This is a genomic window from Nonomuraea phyllanthi (genome assembly GCF_006334985.2).
GTDB classification, from domain to species: domain Bacteria; phylum Actinomycetota; class Actinomycetes; order Streptosporangiales; family Streptosporangiaceae; genus Nonomuraea; species Nonomuraea phyllanthi.
Genome location: NZ_VDLX02000018.1, coordinates 104,172 through 124,067 on the forward strand (window position 1 = coordinate 104,172; position 19,896 = coordinate 124,067).

A 19,896-nucleotide genomic window follows, 5' to 3' on the forward strand; every position below is an offset into this window, starting at 1 on the left:
CGGCCAGGGGTTGCCTCGTCTGGAGCTCGGGTAGGCGTGCGCCATGGACATCACCCTGAAGGTGAACGGCGTGTCACGCACGGTGGCGGTCGACCCCCGGACGTCGCTGCTCGACCTGCTGCGCGAGCGGCTCGGGCTGATCGGCGCGAAGAAGGGCTGCGACCACGGGCAGTGCGGCGCGTGCACGGTCCTGATCGACGGGCGGCGGGCCAACGCCTGCCTGGCGCTGGCGGTGGCGATGGACGGCCGGGAGATCACCACGGTCGAGGGCCTGGCCCAGGGGGACGACCTCCACCCGCTGCAGGCCGCCTTCATCGAGCACGACGCCTTCCAGTGCGGCTACTGCACGCCGGGGCAGCTCTGCTCGGCGGCCGGGATGCTGGGCGAGCCGGGCCCGAGCGCCGTCACCGGCGACATCCTCGTCGACCCCGACCTGACGCCGGAGGAGATCAGGGAACGGATGAGCGGCAACCTGTGCCGGTGCGGCGCGTACGTCAACATCGTCAGCGCGATCGCCGAGGTCGCGCCGTGAAGACCTTCGAGTACGCCCGCGCCGAGAGCCCGGCCGACGCCGTCCGCAAGTTCGCGCCCGGCGCCATGTACCTCGGCGGCGGCACCAACCTGGTGGACCTCATGCGGCTCGGCGTGGCCCGCCCCGACCACCTGGTGGACGTCAGCCGGCTGCCGCTCGACGCGGTCGAGGAGGCGGGCGACCGGGTCAGGATCGGCGCGGCCGTGCGCAACAGCGACCTGGCGGCCCATCCCCTGATCCGCTCTCGCTACCCCATGCTGGCGCGGGCGCTGCTGGCGGGCGCGTCCGGCCAGGTGCGCAACATGGCCACCGTCGCGGGCAACCTGCTGCAGCGCACCCGCTGCGCGTACTTCCAGGACGTGACCAGGCCGTGCAACAAGCGCGAGCCCGGCTCGGGCTGCCCGGCCATCGAGGGCGACCACACCAACCTGGCGATCCTGGGCGCCTCGCACGCCTGCGTGGCCACCCACCCGTCCGACATGGCGGTCGCCCTGGCCGCGCTGGACGCCGAGGTGCACGTCACCGGGCCGGGCGGCGACAAGATCATCCCCATGCCGGGGCTGCACCGGCTGCCGGGAGACGCGCCGGAGCGCGACACCGTGCTCGACCCGGGCGACCTGATCACCGGGGTGGAGCTGCCCGCGCCACCGCCGGGCGCCTCGCTCTACCGCAAGGTGCGCGAGCGGGCCTCGTTCGCGTTCGCGCTGGCGTCCATCGCCGCCGTCCTCGACGTGCGCGACGGTACGGTCGCCGGCTGCCGCATCGCGCTCGGAAGCCTCGCCCACGCGCCCTGGCGGGCCGAGCGCGCCGAGCAGGTGCTGGTCGGCGGGCCCGCGACGGGGGAGGCGTTCCTCACCGCAGCCGAGGCCGAGCTGGAGCAGGCCAGGGCGCTGCCGCGCAACGCCTTCAAGGTGCCCCTCGCCCGCAACCTGATCGTCCGCGCGCTGGAGGAGCTGGCATCGTGAACCGCGTCGAAGGCCGCGTCAAGGTCACCGGGCTGGCCACGTACGCGGCCGAATACCCGGTCGAGGGCGTCACGTACGCCTACCCCGTGCAGTCGCGGGTCGCCAAGGGCCGCGTCAGGCGCGTCGACGCCTCCGCGGCGCTCGCCATGCCCGGCGTGCTGGCGGTGCTGTCGTGCGAGGACCCGCCCCGGCTGGCCACGGAGGCCGAGGGCGAGCTGGCCCTGTTCCAGAGCCGCGACGTCGCCTACCGCGGCCAACTCGTCGCCGCCGCCGTCGCCGACACGTACGAGAACGCCCGCGCCGCCGCCGACGCCATCGTCGTCGAGTACGACCAGGACGTCCACGACGTGAGCCTGCGCGCCGACCACCCGGGCCTGTACCGGCCCGAGGTGGTCAACCCCGCCTTCCCGTCCGACACCGAGAAGGGCGACATCGAGGCCGGGCTGGACGCGGCCGAGACCACCGTCGACGTGACGTACACGACGCCCGTCCTGCACAACAACCCGATGGAGCCGCACGCCGCGCTGGCGCTGTGGGACGAGGAGGGCCGGCTGCTGGTGTACGACACCGCGCAGGGCACCTCGTCGAGCCGCGACATGATCGCGAGCACGCTGGGCCTGCCCAAGGAGCACGTGCGCGTGGTGTCCAGGCACGTCGGCGGCGGGTTCGGCTCGAAGGGCACGACCAGGCCGCAGGCGGTGCTGGCCGCCCTGGCCGCCAGGGCGGCCGGCCGCCCGGTCAAGATCGCCCTGACCAGGCAGCAGATGTTCGACGTGACCGGCTACCGCACGCCCACGATCCAGCGGCTGCGGCTCGGCGTCGACTCCGACGGCCGGCTCACGGCGCTCGACCACACGGCGTACGAGCAGAGCTCCACGCTGGAGGAGTTCGCCGAGCAGACCGCGGTCCCGGCCCGCGTCATGTACGCCACGCCCGCGCTGCGCACCGCGCACCGGCTCGTCCGGCTGGACGTCGCCACCCCGTCGTGGATGCGCGCCCCGGGCGAATGCCCCGGCATGTACGCGCTGGAGTCCGCCATGGACGAGCTGGCCTTCGCCGCCGGCATCGACCCGATCGAGCTGCGCGTCCGCAACGAGCCGGAGACCGCGCCGGACAGCGGCCTGCCGTTCAGCTCCCGCAACCTGGTGGCCTGCCTGCGCGAGGGCGCCCGCCGCTTCGGCTGGGACCGCCGCGACCCGGCGCCCGGGATCGTGCGGGAGGGCGAGTGGATGGTCGGCACCGGCGTGGCCGCCTCCACCTACCCGGCGGTCCGCCGCCCTTCGAGGGCCCGCGTCACGATGCGGGAGGGGGACTTCCTCGTGCAGGTGGCCGCCGCCGACATCGGCACCGGCTCCCGCACCGCGCTGACCGCGATCGCCGCCGGCGCGCTGGGCGTCGCGCCCGACCGGGTCCACGTCGAGCTGGGCGACAGCGACCTGCCGGAGGCCCCTGTCGCGGGCGGCTCCATGGGCACGGCCTCGTGGGGCTCGGCGGTCGTGCGCGCCTGCGAGGCGCTCAAGGTGAACGGCACCGAGGGCGTCGCCGACACCACCGACGAGGTCAAGCAGGACGCCCGGCTGGCCAGGCACGCCTTCGGCGCCCAGTTCGCCGAGGTGCGGGTGAACGCCGTGACCGGCGAGGTACGCCTGTCGCGCCTGCTCGGCGTGTTCGCCGCGGGCCGCATCGTGGACCCGGTGCTGGCCAGGTCGCAGTTCATCGGCGGCATGACGATGGGGGCGGGCATGGCGCTGATGGAGGAGACGCTGACCGACGAGGAGTTCGGCGGCTTCCTCCGCCGCGACCTGGCCCAGTACCACGTGCCGGCCTGCGCGGACCTGCCGGACGTCGAGGCGGTCTGGCTGGACGAGGACGACGGCGAGCTCAACCCCATGGGCAGCAAGGGCATCGGTGAGATCGGCATCGTGGGCACCGCCGCCGCCATCGGCAACGCCGTCCACCACGCCACCGGCCACCGCGTGCGCGATCTGCCGATCACCCCGCCCAAGATCCTGGCCCTGAGGTTTTAGCCCGCCCCGCCAAGGAAGAAGGAGTCTCTCGTGAGCGGGAGGCGACGTGCAGAACGAGTCGGGCCAGAACGAGTCGGACCAGGAGCGGGCGGACCGCAACTTCGTCGAGCTGTTACAGGGCGCGCGGGTCGCGGTGACCGGGGTGCAGGTGCTGTTCGCGTTCCTGCTGACCGTGCCGTTCTCGCAGGGGTTCTCCCGGCTGGACCTGCCCGACCGGTGGCTGTTCTACGTGGCGCTGGTCAGCGCCGCGGTCGCGTCGATCCTCTACATCGCGCCGACCGCGCAGCACCGCGTGCTGTTCAGGCAGGGGCGCAAGGAGACGCTGGTACGCCGCTCCAACCTCTACGGCATCGCGGGCGCGCTCGCGCTGGCGCTGTCCATGGCCACGGCCACCATGCTCGTGATCGACTACCTGTTCGGCCCCGGGCTGGGCTGGACCACCGCGGCGATCCTGGCGGCGCTGGCCCTCTGGACGTGGTTCGGCCAGGCGGCGCTCAACCGGTCGGACGGGGCGGGTCAGTCCTCGGGCGGCAGCTCGGTGTCGTCGTCGGCGCGATCGCGCGAGTAGGCGCCCCGCCCCACCATGTACGCCGCCACCGACACGGTGATCACCTGCGAGACGCCCGCCAGCAGCAGCGGCCCGGCGTTGGCCCAGGTGGGCCGGTGCAGCCACATGGCCAGCAGCACCAGCAGCACGCCCAGCACCTGCGGCTTGGTGCCCGCGTGCATCCGGTCCAGCGTGGTGCGGAACCGTACGAGGCCCGCCCCGGCCGACAGCGCCATCGCCGCGCCCAGCAGCAGGCAGACCCCGGCGGCCACGTCGAGCGCGCTCACCGGGACCGCCCCGAGAAGAACCTGGCCAGCGACACCGATCCGACGAACCCCAGCAGCGACAGCACCAGCAGGATCGGCAGGTCCGAGTAGTCGTCCCTGACCACGGCGAACGCCCCGACGCCGCACATCGACAGCGCCGTCAGCACGTCGAGCGCCACCGCCCGGTCCAGCATCGTCGGCCCGCGCCCCACCCGGTAGAGGGTGGCGGCGGCCCCGCAGCCGAGCAGGACGAGCGTCACCACATACACCGCGTTCACCGCAGCTCCTCCCGATCCCGGCTCACCGCAGCTCCTCCCGGTCCCGCGCCGTGCCGAACGCCGCCACGATGCGCGACTCCAGCCGGGCCACGTCCGCCCGCACCGGTTCGGCGACGTCGCCGGGCCGCCCCAGGACGTGCAGGAGCAGCTCGCGCCGCTCGGGGTAGAACTCCAGCACGAGGCTGCCCGGCACCGTCGACAGCGCCACCATGATGATCACGGTCATCGACTCCGACGACGTGCGCAGCCGTACCCGGACGAGCTGGGTGGGCGGCGTCCCGGACCTCGCGATCCAGAGCACCACCCGCACGGTCGAGGTCACCAGGTCCCTGCCGAACCAGAACAGGAACACCGCCAGCGCCACCGGGCGGGCCCTGATCCCCGGGTCCAGCACGGGCAGCGGCAGCAGCCATGTCACCACCAGCGCGGTCGCCAGCCCGCCCAGCACGTTCGCGGCCGTCAGGTCGCCCCACAAGGCCACCCACACCAGCGCCAGCCAGGCGATCAGCGCCAGCCGCGGCATCACGGCGCGCCCCCGAGCACCGCCGTGACGTACGGCTCGCGGGCCCACAGCTCGGCGGCGGCCCGGTGCGTCAGCGCCGACAGCGGCCCGGCCAGCACCGTGAACGCCAGCCCGAGCACCACGAGCGCCCCCACCGAGGCCGTCAGCGCCAGCGGGAGCAGGGTGGTCGTGACGGTCGGCTCCTCGCCGGTGTCCTCCTCGCTCTCGACGACCGTGCCCGCCCGGACGGCGCGCGGCCCGCGCCAGAACGCCTTGCCCCACGTCTTGGCGATGGCGTAGAGCGTGAGCAGGCTCGTCACCAGGCCGGCCGCCACGAGCACGGCGGGCAGCGGCCGGCCGTCCGCGAGGCCCGCCTCCACCAGCAGCACCTTGCCCAGAAAGCCCGACATGGGCGGGATGCCCGACAGGTTCATGGCGGGCACGAAGAACAGCACGGCCAGCAGCGGCGTGGACGTCATCAGGCCGCCCAGCCGTGACACCGACGTCGTGCCGGTGCGCCGCTCGATCAGCCCCGTCACCAGGAACAGGCTCGTCTGCACGGTGATGTGGTGGAGCATGTAGAAGATCGCCCCCGACATCCCGGCCACCGTGGACAGGGCGACGCCGAACACCATGTACCCGATGTGGCTGACCAGCGTGAAGGAGAGCATGCGCTTGAGGTCGGTCTGCGCCACGGCCCCCAGCACGCCCGCCAGCATCGTCGCCAGCGCCACCCACATCAGCAGCGTGGCCACCGGCCCGCGCGGGAAGAGCAGCGCCTCCAGCCGGATGATCGAGTAGACGCCGACCTTGGTGAGCAGCCCGGCGAACACCGCCGTCGCCGGGGCCGGCGCGGTGGGGTAGGAGTCGGGCAGCCAGGCCGACACGGGGAAGATCGCCGCCTTGATCGCGAAGGCCAGCAGCAGCGTCAGCTCGACCAGGAACTGCACGTGGAGGGGCAGTCCGGCGAACCGCTGCGCCAGCTGCGCCAGCGACAGCGTGCCCGTGGCGGCGTAGGTGATGGCCAGGGCGATCAGGAACAGCATCGACGAGGCGAGCGCCATCAGCGTGTACGTGGCGCCCGCCCGGATCCGCGGCTCGGTCCCGCCGAACGTGAGCAGCACGTACGAGCCGCTCAGCAGCAGCTCGAACGCCACGAACAGGTTGAACAGGTCACCCGACAGGAACGCGTCCGCCACCCCGGCCACCATGACGAGGAACGCCGGGTGGAAGATCGCCATGGGAGCGTCGTGCTCCTGCTCGGCGTAGGCGTTCGCCACCGAGTAGACCATCACGCAGAACGTCACCGCCGACGACACCAGCAGCACCAGCGTGGAGAGCCGGTCGGCGACCAGGCAGATCCCGATCGGCGCCGGCCACCCGCCCAGCTCCGTGACCAGCGGGCCGCGCGTGTCGGCCGCCGCCAGCAGCAGCGCCGACACGGCCACCGAGATGCCCAGGGCGACCAGGCTGATGGCCGACTGCAGGCGGCGCAGCCGCCCGCCGATCGCCAGCTTCACCCCGGCGGCCAGCAGCGGGAGCAGCACGGGCACGCACACCAGACCCTCCATGGGGTCAGTCCTCGCCTTCGAGCTCGGGGTCGCGCGCGAGCGCCTGGCGTTCCCGCTCCTCCCGGATGGCCGCCCGCATCTCCTTGCGCGCCTCCCGCTGGCGCGCCTTCAGCCGCCTGCGCAGCGCCCGCTCCCTGGCCGCCTGCTCCTCCCGTCCCCGCTCGTACTGCTCCCGCAGCTCCTCCAGGCGCCGGAGGTTGTCCACGGGGACCCCCTCCGCGGGCGCCACGTCCTCCCGCAGCCCGGCGTCCTCCAGGCGCCGCAGCAGCTCCTCCTCAGACAGCCCCTGCCGGCGGCCCTCGCGCATCCACTGCTCCAGCTCGGTGTGGACCCGGAAGATGCGCCGCTCCAGGTCCACCTCCCGCAGCCGCTGCCGCTCGGCCTGCTCGGCCTCCATCCTCGCCAGCTCGGCCCGCTGCTCGGCCAGCAGGCGCCGGTAGTCGTCCTGCCGGGCGCGCACGGCGTCGCTCAGCTCGCCGCGCCGCGCGCGCAGCCGCACCCGCCGGTCCTCGGTGTCGTCCTGGACCTCGTCGCTGCCCGACAGCTGCCAGGACCGGTGCACCAGGGCCAGCAGGTACGCGGTCACCCCCAGGGTGATCACGATGGCGGTCAGCACCATGGCCTGCGGCAGCGGGTCGGCGATCCCCGGCGTGCCCACGTAGGGAGGGCCGCCCGGGTCGCCGCCCGCGGTGATGATCAGCAGGTTCACGCCGTTGCCGAGGGTGATGACGCCGGTCAGCGCGCGTACCAGGCTCCGCTCCAGCAGCAGCGTGACGCCGGTGGCGACCATCGCGAAGCAGGCGGCGTACGGCAGCAGGGTGACGGTCACGCGGCCTCCCCCGCCTCTTCCGCGTCGATCTGGTGGTCCAGCTCGGCGCCGAGGCCGCGCAGGATGTCCTGCACCATGCCGACCACGGAGACGTACACGCCGAGGTCGAACAGGAGCCCCGTGCTCACGTGCACGTGCCCCAGCACCGGCACGCTCACGTCCGTGGCCAGCATGTCCAGCGCCGCCCGCCCGAACAGCAGGCCCACCAGGGCCGTGCCCGTCGACAGCGTCAGCCCGGCGCCCATGAGCACGCCCGCGTGCACCGGCACGGCGGCGGCCAGCTCGTTCCGCCCGCCCGCCAGGTAGCGCACGGTGATCGCCATCCCGGCCACGATGCCGCCCGCGAAGCCGCCGCCGACCGCGCTGTGCCCGATGAACAGCAGGAACACCGACAGCACCAGCACGGTGTGGAACGTCAGCCTGGCCACCACCTCGAACGCCAGCGCCCGCTTCCCGCGCGGCAGCGTGGCCGCCAGCCAGCGCGACGGCCGCGCGGCCACGTGCGGGCTCGGCTCGATGTGGTACGACGTGCGCCGCAGGAACACGAGGCTCGTCACGCCCAGGGTCAGCACGACCAGCACCGTGCTCTCGCCCAGGGTGTCCCAGGCGCGGATGTCGAGGATGAGGGCGCTGACGATGTTCCTGGCCCCGGCCTGCTCGGCGGCCGGCCCCATCAGCGCGCCGACCGGCCGGGCGGTCCTGGCGCCCATCGCGAGCACGGCCGCGCCCGTGACCACCGCGGCCACGGCCAGCCCGAGGCCCAGCCTGAACCAGAACGGCAGCCGCCCCCTGACCGGGCCGATCGGCAGCCGCCGCAGCACCAGCGCGAACACGACCAGGGCGACCGTCTCGGCCAGGAACTGGGTGAGCGCCAGGTCGGGCGAGCCGTGGGCGAGGAACAGCAGCGCCGTGCCGTAGCCGGTGACGCCGATCACCAGGGCGAGCAGGATGTACGCGCGGGCCAGCAGCGCCAGGGCGGCGGCCGCGATCATGAGCACGGCGACGACGGCCTGCTCGGGCCGCTGCCAGGCGACGACCGGCACGTCCAGGCGCGGCGGGCCGCCGGTGACGACGGAGAAGACGCCGACGCCGATCGCGGCGAGCAGGGTGAGGATGAGGTAGTCGGGTACGGATCCGCGCTGGACGAAGCCGGTGAGCTGGAGGGCGAAGCGGTCGAGGCGGCGTACGAGCGTCCAGAAGACCTGACTGGAGTCGAACAGGTGCAGCGCCGCGCCGGCCCGGGCCACCGGTTCCCTGGCCAGGAACAGGGCCACGCCGGCGACCAGGGAGACGGCCGAGAGCAGCAGTGGCAGGGTGAGGCCGCCCCACAGGACGAAATGCGTGGCAGGCCCCACCTCACGAAAAGTCCCGATATATCCGGACATGGCGTGGTCGTACCAGGGCGCGAACGGCGCCAGCGCCAGCCCCAGCACCGACAGCAGCGCCGCGGGCCCGAACATGGCCGCGGGCACCCGGTGCGTCTCCCGCGCCGCCACCCCCGGCTTGTCCCAGAAGGCGCCCCACAGGAAGCGCAGCGTGTACGCCGCCGTGAACGCCGACCCCGCCACCACCCCCGCCAGCACGAGCGGCCTGCCCAGCAGCGCCTCCAGCGCCGCCTCCTTGCCGGCGAACCCCGCCAGCGGCGGCAGCCCCATCATCGACGCCCCGGCCAGCACCGCGACCCCGCACACCCACGGCATCGACCGGCCGGCCCCGCTGAGCGCGCGCAGGTCACGGGTGCCCGCCGCGTGATCGACGATGCCGACCACCAGGAACAGCGCGGCCTTGAACAGCGCGTGCCCCAGCAGCATGCCCGCCCCGGCCAGCGCCGCGCCGCCGTTCCCCGAGCCGAACAGCACCGTCAGCAGGCCGAGCTGGGCGACCGTGCCGTACGCGAGCAGCCGCTTGAGATCCGTCTCGCGCAGCGCCCGCCACCCGGCCAGCAGCATCGTCACCACGCCGAGCGGCGCGGCCAGCTCCCGCCACGGCACCTGGTCCCCGAGCGCTGGGCCGAGCCGGGCCAGCAGGTACACGCCCGCCTTCACCATGGCGGCCGCGTGCAGGTACGCGGAGACCGGGGTCGGGGCGGCCATCGCGGCCGGCAGCCACGTGCTGAACGGGACGACCGCCGACTTCGTCAGCGCGCCCGCCAGGATCAGCACGACGGCGGCGAGGCCCGCGCGCGGCGGGTGCGCGACGATCTCGGAGATCCGGTACGTGCCCGCGGCCTGCCCGAGCAGCACGAACCCGGCCAGCATGGCGAGGCCGCCGAACGTGGTCACCATCAGCGCCTTCATCGCCGCCTGCCGGCTCAGCCTGCTCTCCGGGTCGTAGCCGATGAGCAGGTAGGAGAAGACGGTCGTCAGCTCCCAGAACACGTACAGGAGGAGGAGGTTGTCGGCGGTGACCAGGCCCAGCATCGACCCGGCGAAGGCGGTCATGAAGCCGCCGTAGCGGCCGTTCCCCTCGTCGTCCCTCGCGAAGTAGCGGGAGCTGTAGACCATGACCAGCGCCCCCACGCCGGTCACCAGGCACGCCATGAGCACGGCCAGGGCGTCGAGGCGGAAGGCCAGCTCCAGGTTGATCGCCGGAGCCCAGGCCGTGCTCCACCGTCCGGGGAGCAGCCCCAGCACCGTCACGGCGAAGGCCGCGGCGGGCGGCAGCGCCAGCACCGCCAGGGACGCGCGTCTGACCAGCCAGGGAGCGCAAACCGCCGCCACCGCGTGCAGGATCAGCAGCGACTCCATGGGCTCCCCGGGCGGGCATGTCAGACTACGTCCGCCCAATCTCTCCCGTCAGAGCGCCGCCGCGGCGCAGGCACGGCCGGGCTTTGACCCGAACGACACCAGCACCACACCGGCGAGTGGGACTAAAGCGTGCCATCCCCGCCCGCGTTCCCATGCGCGCGCCGTCCGCGCGTGATCTGCGGGCAAACCAGGACCGCGATACGTGGGCTTCCCGCTACGCTGCGTGAGCCAAGGGCGCGTGATGGATGGCGCGGGGAGAGCGTGGAGATCGTGCGGCGAGGGGAGCGGGGCGATGGCTGAGCCGCCACGGGTGCCGCCGGAGATGTTCCGGTTCGCCACCACCGAGCGGGCCGACCTGCACACGGCGGTCCTGCACGCCTTCGGCGAGGCCGGCGAGCGGCTGGAGACCACGCTCGCGGCGGGCGACGTGCGCGAGCGGCTGCGGGCGGTCGGCTGGTACGCCCCGGTCGGTGAGCAGGAACTGGCCGGGGCGCTGAAGCAACTGACGGGGTGGGGGCTGCTCGAGGTGGTCTTCAACCACGCGGGCACGTTCGCCACCGCCGAGGAGTACGAGCGCAGGAACCTGCACTACGCGCTCACCCGGCGCGGCGAGGCGGCCCTGGCCGGGGTGCGGCACGCGACGGCGGCGCTCTCGTCGGGCGGCGCGCTGCGGACCGCGGTGCTCGACGCGATCGCCGACCGGCTGCGCGAGCTGGACGCGCTGCTGCGCGACCCCGACCCCGGGCGCAACCGCCGCATCTTCGCCGCGCTGCACGAGCTGGAGTGCCACCTCGACGGGCTGCGCGAGGACGCCAGGCGCTTCAACGGCGAGCTGCAGCGGCTGCTGCGCGCCGAAGGGGCGGACCTGAGCGCGTTCCACGAGGTCAAGAGCGCCACGGTGGCGTATCTGCAGGAGTTCGTGGGGGAGCTGGAGCAGCGGGCCGACGCCGTCGCCGCCGCCCTGCGCGCGGTGGCCGGGCACGGTCCCGGCGCGCTGCACGCGCGGGCGCTCGACGGGGCCGGCCTGCCGGAGGTGCCCGGCACGGATGCCGTCACGCCGTGGCTGGCGGAGCGGGCGGCCAGGTGGGAGGTGCTGCTCCGCTGGTTCGGCCCGGCTGACGGTGGGGTGCGGCGGCTGCACGACGTGGCGCGGCAGGCCATCGTGTCGCTGCTCCAGGTGCTCGACCGCATCACCGAGACCCGCCGCCGCTCCTCCAGCGCCGCCGCCGACTTCCGTACGCTGGCGCGCTGGTTCGCGGGCGCGGCCGGTGAGGACGACGCGCACCGGCTGTGGGACGCCGCCTTCGGGCTCGGCTCGGCCCGGCACGCGCACCTGGGCCACACCGACGCCGAGCTGATCCCGGCCGGGGTGTCCTGGCGGGAGGCCGAGCCCGTGGAGGTGTCGGCGCTGCTGCGCTCGCGCGGGCGTACCGAGCGGATGGGGCGCACGGGCCGGGTCCGCGACGTGGAGTCGCTGCGGGCCGAGCGCAGGGCGCGGGCCGAGAAGGAACGGGCCGAGCTGGAGGCCGCCTGGTCGGCGCTGGCCACCTCGGGGGCCGTGCGGCTCTCGCGCATGGAGGAGCTCGATCACGAGACGTTCGAGCGGCTGCTCGACCTGCTCGGGAGGGCCCTGGCCGAGCGGCCCGACTCGACGGGTCTCCGGCGGGCGGTGACCTCCGACGGGCAGGTGGAGATCCTGCTGCGGGCGCCCGACGACGGGGCGGTGGCGGTGCTGCGTACCTCGCAGGGCTGGTTCCGGGGCCCCGACTACCTCATCGACGTACGCGCGCCCGGCGACTCCCACGACGGTGGCGAGGTCCCGCGCGGGCAGGCGGAGGGCGCATGAGCAGCCTGGCCAACCAGCTCGTCAGGGCCGAGAAGGAGGAGATCGCGCGGGCGATCAGGACCCTGCTCGGCAGGCCGCTCGTGTCCCGGCACGACGACCCCGCCGCGTTCGACCTCATCAGGAAGCGGCGGCAGCCGCTCATCCAGTGGTTCGACTACTTCTGCGGCTGGCGGCTGATCGTCGAGCCGCGCCAGGGGTACGCCCGCCTGGCCAAGGTCAGCTCCGAGGCGAGCGCCACCAGGCCCGCCCGGCGCCGCCGCGCCACCAGGGCCCCGTTCGACCGCCGCCGCTACACGCTGCTGTGCCTGTGCGCGGCCGAGCTGCTCGCCTCGCCCGTCACCACGATCGGCATGCTGGCCCGCCGGGTCGCCCAGGCCGCCGCGGTGGAGGCGGAGGTGCCCGGCTTCGACCCGGTCAGGGCCGAGGAGCGGGCCGCGTTCGTGGACGCGCTCAAGCTGCTCGAACACTACGGCGCCGTCACCGCCATGGACGGCGCGACCGAGTCCTACCTCGGCGACGAGGCGGCCAAGGTGCTCTACCGCGTCGACACCACCCGCGTCATCAGGCTCCTCGCCGCCCCGGTGCCGCCGTCCCGGATCACGACTGATGATCGCGACGGCGTGCCCGCCGCGCTCACCGCCGAGCCACGGTACGGCGGGGACGAGCCGACCGAGACCCAGCGCACCCTGCGGGCCCGGCACTCGCTGCTGCGCCGCCTGCTCGACGAGCCCGTCGTCTACCGCGACGAGCTGACCCCCGCGCAGGCCGACTACGCGGCCTCGCTCACCGGCCGCCGGCTCATCCGCCGCGCCGCCGAGGAGGCCGGGTTCGTGCTGGAGGAGCGCGCCGAGGGCCTGCTGCTCGTCGACGCCGACGGCACCGCCACGGACACCAGGTTCCCCGACGACGGCAGCCACGCCAAGGTGGCCGCCCTGCTCCTGCTCGACCTGCTCGTCTCCACCGGCCCCGTCCCGGCCGCGCGGCTGGACGCGGAGGCGAAGGAGCTGCTGCGCCGCTTCCCGCAGTGGGCCAGGGCGTACCAGTCCGACGGGGGCGGGCCGCGGCTGGCCGCCGACGCGCTGGAGGTGCTCACCATGTTCGGGCTGGCCTGGCGTACGGGTGACCGGGTCGCCGCCCTGCCCGCCGCCGCTCGCTACCGGGTCGAGCGCGGCACGGACGTCCAGGAGGAGTCTTGACAGTCACCGAGCTCACCGCCGCCACCCGGGCCGCGCACGGGCTGGACGCCCGCTGGGTGCCCGTACGCGCCGGGATCCTCAACGTGTGGCGCTACTACGACGAGGTGTTCGAGTTCCACCGGGGCAGGCTGCTGCTGCGCGGGCCCAACGGCAGCGGCAAGTCCAAGGTGCTGGAGCTGCTGTTCCCGTACGTGCTGGACGCCAGCCTCAAGCCGAGCCGGCTGTCCACGTTCGGCGGCACCGAGCGCACCATGCACTGGAACCTGATGGGCGACGGAGCCGGCGGCACCACCCGCGTCGGCTACGTGTGGCTGGAGTTCCGGCACGCCGACGGCCGCTGGTTCACCTGCGGCGCCCGGCTGCAGGCCACCGTCCACACCAAGAACGTCACCGCCGCCTACTTCACCACCGACGCCCGCGTCGGCACCCCTGACGGCGTCCGGCTCACCGGCGACGGCGGCCAGCCCCTGACCAGGAGCCAGCTCGTCGAGGAGCTCGGCACGTACGGCACGGTCCACGAGTCCGCCGACGCCTACCGCGACGTCGTGCGCCGGACGCTCTACCCGGCGCTCAACGGGCAGCGCTACGACTCCCTGCTCACGGCGCTGCGCCAGCTGCGCACCCCCAAGCTGTCCGAACGCCTCGATCCCGGGCTGCTGTCGGAGCTGCTGTCGAGCGCCCTGCCGCCGCTGGGGGAGGGGGAGATCCACGAGATCGCCGACGGGTTCGAGCGGCTCGACCGGCAGCGCGAGGAGCTGCGGCTGCTCGACCGCGACGTGGAGGAGGCCGACCGGCTCGCCGGCCGGCAGCGCGGCTACGCCCAGCGCGTCCTGCGGGCCGCCGCCGCCGCGGTGACGTCGGCCGGGCGGGCCCTGGACACGCTCGCGGCCGAGGTCAAGGCCAAGCGGCAGGCGCTCAAGCAGGCCGAGGGCGAGCTGGCCGCCACGACCGCGCGGCTGGGGGAGGAGGAGGCGCGGGAGCTGGCGCTGGCGGCGCAGATCGACGGGCTCAAGGAGAGCGAGGCGTACCGGTCGGGGGCCGAGCTGCACCGGCTCCGCACCCAGGCGCAGGCCGCCCACGACGCGGCCGCCCGGCTGCGCGACCAGGCGGGCGTCGCGGCCCGCTCGGTCGCGGCGCGGCAGGAGCTGTCGGCCGCCGCCGACGCGGCCGCCCGCGCCGCCGCCGCCCGCTCCGCCCGCGCCGCCACGGAGGCCCGGCACGCCGCCGAACGCGCCGGCCTGCTCGCCGCCCACGAGGAATCCGAACGCGCCGGCTCCCCGCCTCCCGGTGACGGCGCCCGTCCCGAGGGTGCCGTTCTGACGGACGCCCGCACACCCGGCCTCGCGCCCGCCGGATCCGACGACGCCGCGCCCGGCACCGCGCCCGGCACCGCGACCGGCACCGCGACCGGCCCCGCGACCGGCCCCGCGACCGGCCCCGCAACCGACACTGCACGAGCCGCCGCCCCGGGGACCTCCGGAGCAGCCGCGTCCGCCGATGTGCCCGTGCCCGAGGGCAGGACCGCGTCCCAGAGCGGGCAGACCCCGGATGGTGCGGTCGCCGACGCCGGGGGAGCCCTGCCGGGCGCCGGGACCGTGCCTCAGGGCGGGCAGGTCCCGGGCGGTGCGACCGCACCCGCCGGGGGAGGGCGGCCGGGCGCCGGGAGCGCGTCCGGGCTCGGGGGCGAGTGGGAGGAGGCGGTACGGCGGGCGAGGGAACTGCTGCGAGCCGCCGTCACCAGCCGCGCCGCGCAGATCCGCGAGGTACGGGCCGGCGCCGTCGCGCACCAGGAGGCGATCGACCGCCGCACCGCCGCCGAGCGGGACCGCGACCGCGCCCGCGACGAGCTGGCCGCCGCGCAGGCGGCGAGCGAGCAGGCCGAGCGCCTGCGCGACGAGCGGGCCCGCGACCTGGCCGCCGCCCTGGCCGACTGGGCGACCGGCTGCGCGCAGCTGAAGCTCGACGACGAGGAGCTGGCCGCCACGGCGGAACGGCCTGAGCGGGCCGACGAGCCGGTGGCCGCCGCCCGCGCCGCGGCGTCGGTCAAGCTGGCCGCCCGCGACCAGCACCTGACGGGCCTGCGCGACAAGCTGCTGGCCGAGCGCGCCGAGCTGACCCGCGAACGCGAGCGCCTCGACGCCCGCGCCGTCGTCGAGCCGCCGAACCCGCACACCCGCGACACCAACGCCAGGAAGGGCAGGCCGGGCGCCCCGCTGTGGCGGGCCGTGGCGTTCAGGTCGGGCCTCGACCCGGTCGCGCAGGCGGGCGTGGAGGCGGCGCTGGAGGCGTCGGGCCTGCTGAACCTGTGGCTGCGCCCGGACGGCGGGTTCGACGCGGGCGAGCACGACGCGTTCGCGGTGGCCGCGCTGGCGAAGCCCGCGCCCGGCTACAGCCTGGCCCACGTGCTGCTCACCGAGGCGGACGCCCCGGTGCGGGCGGACACGGTGCTGGCGGGCATCGCGTTCGCGCCGAGCGCCATCGGCGTCGACCACCCGGCGGTCGTGGGCGCCGACGGCACCTGGCGGCTCGGGCCGGCGGCGGGCCGCTGGGTCAAGCCCGAGCCGTCCTACATCGGCGCCACCGCCCGCGAGCGCGCCAGGCGCCGCCGCGCGGCCGAGCTGGACGACCGGCTCGGCGAGCTCGCGGGCACGATCGCCGAGTGCGACCACCTGCTCGCCGTGGTGGACGCCGACCGCGACACGCTCGCCGCCGAGCTGCGGCGCCGCCCCGGCAGGCAGCAGTACGCCGCCGCGGTGGAGGCGCTCGACGGCGCGGTCAGGAAGGTCGCGCTGCTGGAGGACCGGCTGCGGGCGTGCGAGGAAGGGCTGCGCGAGCGCGAGCAGGAGGTCGCCCGCTCGTCGCGGCGGCTCACCGAGCTGGCCGCGCGCCACGCCCTGCCGACCGTGCCCGCCGCGCTGGACCACCTGGAGGAGGCGCTGCGCACCGCCGAGTCGGCCGGCTCCGCCTGGCACGACCGCCGCGCCGAGGCCCGCGCCGCCGGCGAGCGCGCCCGGCACGCCGCCGAGGCCGCCGCCGAATACCAGGACCTAGCCGTCCGGGCCGTCGAGCGTGCCGAGGAGGCCGCGGCGGCGGCCGTCGTGCTGGCGGAGCGGCTGGCGGCCGTCGAGTCCACGGCCGGGGCCGAGCAGGCGCGCGTGCTGGACCGGCTCCAGGAGACGCAGCTGGCCCACCAGGCGTGCCGCCGCCTGATCCGCTCGATCAACGACGACCTGGCCGGGCTCAACGCGCGGCTCGGCCGGCTCGGGGGCGAGCTCGGCACGGCCGAGGAGAAGCTCGCCGAGGCGGGCCGGGCGCGCGACGAGGTGTCCGAGCGCTTCCGCCGCCTGGCGGCCGGACACCTGCCGGCGGACGCCGGGGTGGCGGTGGAGCTGCCGCGCGACGCCGGGGTGCGGGCCGTGCTGGAGTCGGCCGGGGCCGTCGCCGGGGAGCTGGCGGCGGTGCCGTACGAGCAGAAGAGCGTCAAGGAGGCGGAGGCGCGGCTGCAGGACGCCTTCCACCACGCCAGGGAGACCCTGGCCGGGCGGGCGGACCTGGAGCTGGCGCCCGACGGGGACGTGCAGGTGCTCACCGCCACCACAGGCGGCGTCCGGGCGGGGGCGGCGGCGCTCGCGGACGCGCTGCGCGGGGAGCGCGACCAGCGGCGCTCGGCCATCACGGAGGCGGAGCGGGACCTGTTCGACCGGACGCTGGCCGGCGACACGCGGCGGCACCTCGCCGACCGGATCAGGCAGGCGAGCGCGCTGGTGGAGGGCATGAACCAGCGCCTGGAACGGGTCCGCACCGCCTCCAGGGTGGCCGTCCGCCTGGTCTGGCAGGTCGACCCCACCCAGCCGCCCGGCACGCGCGCCGCCCGCGACCTGCTGCTGCGCGACCCGGCCGGGCTGAGCGAGGCCGACAGGGAGGCCCTGTACGACTTCTTCATGGACCGCGTGGAGGAGGCGCGGGCCGGCGACTCGTCGGCGAGCTGGGAGGACCAGCTCATGAAGGTGCTCGACTACACCGCCTGGCACCGGTTCGTGGTCAAGCTGGACCGCGGCGACGGGCACGGCTGGCAGGAGCTGACCAGGAAGCTGCACGGCGCGCTGTCGGGCGGGGAGAAGGCGATCGCGCTGCACCTGCCGTTGTTCGCCGCGGTGGCGGCGCACTACCAGACCGATCCGAGCTGCCCGCGGTTCATCCTGCTGGACGAGGTGTTCGTGGGCGTGGACAAGACGAACCGGGGGCAGGTGTTCGACCTGCTGGTGGATCTGAGGCTGGACCTCGTGCTCACCTCGGACCACGAGTGGTGCGAGTACCGCGAGCTGGACGGCATCGCGATCCACCAGCTCATCACGGGCGACGGGGACGACGCGGTGACGACCGCCCGGTTCGTCTGGAACGGCTACCGCACCGTTCCGGCGGAATGACCGGCCCGGGCGGCGACACCGCGACCGGCCCCGGCGGCATCCGTCAGAGGGCGGTGGCCCAGGGCGGGTTGGGGCCCGCGACCGCGCACGTCAGCGCGGCCACCCGGACCGCGAGCTCCGCCGCCGCCACCGCCGTGCCCAGGTCCAGGCCGTCCAGCCGGCCGCCGAGCAGGCCCTCGGCGTCCAGGCCGTGCAGCAGCCCGGCCGTGAAGGAGTCGCCCGCGCCGACCGTGTCCACCACGTTCACCTCCGGCGCCGGTACGTGCGCGCGCTCCCCGTCCAGGGACACCAGCGCGCCCGCCGCGCCCCTGGTGACGACGATCAGGCGGGCCCCGGCCTCGTGCCAGGTGTCGCAGGCGCGTTCCAGCGGCACGCCGGGCAGCAGGAACTCCAGGTCGTCGTCGCTGAGCTTCAGGATGTCGGCCCACTCGCACCAGCGCGACACCGGGTAGTCGGCGCGGCCGGCCAGGCTGGGGCGCACGTTCGGGTCGACCGAGACCGTGGCCCGCGCGGCGGCCTTCCTCGCGAACTCCTCCACCGCCGCCCGCCCCGGCTCCTTGACCAGCGCGATCGAGCCGGTGTGCAGGCAGTTGGCCGTGCCGAGGCGGTCCGGCCCCAGCTCGGCCGGGGTCCACTGCCAGTCGGCGGTGCCGCCGGCGTAGAAGGTGTAGGCGGCGCGCCCGCCGGGGTCGAGGGCGGCGACGGAGAGCGTGCTCGGCTCCGCCGCCTCGACGCAGGCCGACAGGTCGACGCCGGACGCGGCGAGGCGCCGGCGGAACATCTCGCCGAACACGTCGCCGGAGACGCGGCCGAGGAAGCGCGCGGGCGTGCCGAGCCGGGCCAGGGCCACGGCCGTGTTGGCGGGCCCTCCTCCGGGGAGCACCTGTAACGCCAGCTCCTCCCCGCCGGATCCGGGCTCGCTGGGTCCCTGCCCGCTGGGTCCGGGCTCGGGGGTCGGGTGGCCGATGGCGCCGGGGGAGCGGGTGGTGAAGCCGTCGGCGACGCACTCACCGAGGACAGCGATCATCGGGTCCGCCTTTCAGGCGCGTTGCCGAGTTGTTACGGCGCGGAGGCATTGACGTTTGTCGGATCGGAGTCCATCATCGCAACACGGCGGATGTCAACGTTGACATATGTCAACGATGACACCGAATCCCCCCTGATAGGAACCGCCCATGATTGCAAAGCTTTCAGCCGGAATCCTGGTCACCGCCCTCTTCGTCGCCGGCTGCGGCAGCGGCCAGACCTCCTCCTCGTCCGCCCCCAAGGTCGGCCTGATCACCAAGACCGAGACCAACCCGTTCTTCGTCAAGATGAAGGAGGGCGCGCAGAAGGCCGCCCAGGAGAACGGCATGGAGCTGATGAGCGCCGCCGGGAAGTTCGACGGCGACAACGCCTCCCAGGTCACGGCCATCGAGAACATGGTCGCCGCGGGCGTGAAGGGCATCCTCATCACCCCGAGCGACACCAAGGCCATCGTCCCGTCGATCAAGAAGGCGCGTGACGCGGGGGTGATGGTCATCGCGCTCGACACCCCGACGGAGCCGCAGGAGGCCACCGACGCGCTGTTCGCCACCGACAACCTCAAGGCCGGCGAGCTGATCGGCCAGTACGCCAAGGCCGCCATGGCCGGCAAGCCCGCCAAGATCGCCACGCTGGACCTCGCCCCCGGCATCACGGTCGGGCAGCTCAGACACGACGGCTTCCTCAAGGGGTTCGGCATCCAGGAGGGCGACCCGTCCGTGGTCTGCTCCCAGGACACCAGGGGCGACCAGGCCAAGGGCCAGACCGCCATGGAGAACTGCCTGCAGAAGGCCCCCGACATCAACCTCGTCTACACCATCAACGAGCCGGCCGCGCTGGGCGCGTACACCGCGCTGAAGGCCAAGGGCCGCGAGAAGGACGTGCTGATCGTCTCCGTGGACGGCGGCTGCACCGGCGTCAAGGCCGTGCAGTCGGGACAGATCGCCGCCACCAGCCAGCAGTACCCGCTGAAGATGGCCGAGGACGGCGTCAAGGCGGTGTCCGAGTTCGCCAAGAGCGGCAAGAAGACGTCCGGCTACACCGACACCGGCGTCACCCTGATCACCGACAAGCCCGTCCAGGGCGTCGAGGCCAAGGACACGGCCTTCGGCCTGGACAACTGCTGGGGCTGACATGGCC

The 19,896-nt window shown here is 74.7% G+C and carries 15 protein-coding genes; 8 read left to right on the plus strand and 7 right to left on the minus strand.

What is annotated here, in order from left to right; translation table 11 throughout:
* Window positions 1-43 precede the first annotated feature (43 nt).
* From FH608_RS37955 to FH608_RS37970, 4 genes are read left to right on the plus strand one after another with little or no spacing between them, the layout of a single operon-like run.
* Window positions 44-532: a (2Fe-2S)-binding protein gene (locus tag FH608_RS37955; protein ID WP_139635228.1), complete on the plus strand. Its 489-nt coding sequence runs from the start codon at window positions 44-46 to the stop codon at window positions 530-532.
* Entirely contained in the window at window positions 529-1,497 is a 969-nt protein-coding gene (locus tag FH608_RS37960; protein WP_139635229.1) for an FAD binding domain-containing protein, read from the plus strand. Before FH608_RS37955 ends, FH608_RS37960 begins: the two co-directional genes overlap by 4 nt.
* Entirely contained in the window at window positions 1,494-3,524 is a 2,031-nt protein-coding gene (locus FH608_RS37965) for a xanthine dehydrogenase family protein molybdopterin-binding subunit (RefSeq protein ID WP_139635230.1), read from the plus strand. Before FH608_RS37960 ends, FH608_RS37965 begins: the two co-directional genes overlap by 4 nt.
* A 46-nt stretch (window positions 3,525-3,570) precedes the next feature.
* On the plus strand, window positions 3,571-4,092 hold the full coding sequence (locus tag FH608_RS37970) for a DUF6328 family protein (RefSeq protein WP_139635231.1): 522 nt from the start codon (window positions 3,571-3,573) through the stop codon (window positions 4,090-4,092).
* Here the strand turns inward: FH608_RS37970 and FH608_RS37975 are convergent.
* Genes FH608_RS37975 through FH608_RS38000 form a run of 6 tightly spaced genes read right to left on the minus strand, consistent with a single transcriptional unit; the run spans window position 4,041 to window position 10,264 of the window.
* Window positions 4,041-4,358 (minus strand): cation:proton antiporter, encoded by a 318-nt coding sequence (locus FH608_RS37975; protein WP_139635232.1) that lies wholly within the window; start codon window positions 4,356-4,358, stop codon window positions 4,041-4,043. The genes FH608_RS37970 and FH608_RS37975 overlap by 52 nt on opposite strands.
* Window positions 4,355-4,615, minus strand: a complete 261-nt coding sequence (locus FH608_RS37980; RefSeq protein WP_193318852.1) for a monovalent cation/H+ antiporter complex subunit F — start codon at window positions 4,613-4,615, stop codon at window positions 4,355-4,357. The genes FH608_RS37975 and FH608_RS37980 overlap by 4 nt, the downstream gene beginning before the upstream one ends.
* Window positions 4,616-4,637: 22 nt before the next feature.
* On the minus strand, window positions 4,638-5,138 hold the full coding sequence (locus FH608_RS37985; protein ID WP_139635335.1) for a Na+/H+ antiporter subunit E: 501 nt from the start codon (window positions 5,136-5,138) through the stop codon (window positions 4,638-4,640).
* Window positions 5,138-6,688 (minus strand): Na+/H+ antiporter subunit D, encoded by a 1,551-nt coding sequence (locus FH608_RS37990; RefSeq protein ID WP_139635233.1) that lies wholly within the window; start codon window positions 6,686-6,688, stop codon window positions 5,138-5,140. The genes FH608_RS37985 and FH608_RS37990 overlap by 1 nt, the downstream gene beginning before the upstream one ends.
* 4 nt (window positions 6,689-6,692) lie before the next feature.
* Window positions 6,693-7,517, minus strand: a complete 825-nt coding sequence (locus tag FH608_RS37995; protein WP_139635234.1) for a Na(+)/H(+) antiporter subunit C — start codon at window positions 7,515-7,517, stop codon at window positions 6,693-6,695.
* Window positions 7,514-10,264 (minus strand): Na+/H+ antiporter subunit A, encoded by a 2,751-nt coding sequence (locus tag FH608_RS38000; RefSeq protein ID WP_139635235.1) that lies wholly within the window; start codon window positions 10,262-10,264, stop codon window positions 7,514-7,516. Before FH608_RS38000 ends, FH608_RS37995 begins: the two co-directional genes overlap by 4 nt.
* Before the next feature lie 292 nt (window positions 10,265-10,556).
* Here FH608_RS38000 and FH608_RS38005 point away from each other — a divergent pair, with 292 nt between their 5' ends.
* From FH608_RS38005 to FH608_RS38015, 3 genes are read left to right on the plus strand one after another with little or no spacing between them, the layout of a single operon-like run.
* On the plus strand, window positions 10,557-12,110 hold the full coding sequence (locus tag FH608_RS38005) for a TIGR02677 family protein (protein WP_139635236.1): 1,554 nt from the start codon (window positions 10,557-10,559) through the stop codon (window positions 12,108-12,110).
* Complete coding sequence (locus FH608_RS38010; protein WP_139635237.1) at window positions 12,107-13,306, plus strand: TIGR02678 family protein; 1,200 nt, start codon at window positions 12,107-12,109, stop codon at window positions 13,304-13,306. Before FH608_RS38005 ends, FH608_RS38010 begins: the two co-directional genes overlap by 4 nt.
* A complete protein-coding gene (locus FH608_RS38015; protein WP_139635238.1) occupies window positions 13,303-17,733 on the plus strand; it encodes a TIGR02680 family protein in 4,431 nt (1,476 codons plus the stop codon). The genes FH608_RS38010 and FH608_RS38015 overlap by 4 nt, the downstream gene beginning before the upstream one ends.
* Window positions 17,734-17,776: 43 nt before the next feature.
* On the opposite strand, the gene FH608_RS38020 is transcribed toward FH608_RS38015, so the two are convergent.
* Window positions 17,777-18,760, minus strand: coding sequence for a carbohydrate kinase family protein (locus tag FH608_RS38020; RefSeq protein ID WP_139635239.1), 984 nt, complete (start codon window positions 18,758-18,760; stop codon window positions 17,777-17,779).
* 148 nt (window positions 18,761-18,908) lie between these two features.
* Here FH608_RS38020 and FH608_RS38025 point away from each other — a divergent pair, with 148 nt between their 5' ends.
* Window positions 18,909-19,889 carry a sugar ABC transporter substrate-binding protein gene (locus FH608_RS38025; protein WP_139635240.1) on the plus strand — a complete coding sequence of 327 codons (981 nt, stop codon included), beginning with the start codon at window positions 18,909-18,911 and terminating at the stop codon, window positions 19,887-19,889.
* Window positions 19,890-19,896: the final 7 nt, after the last annotated feature.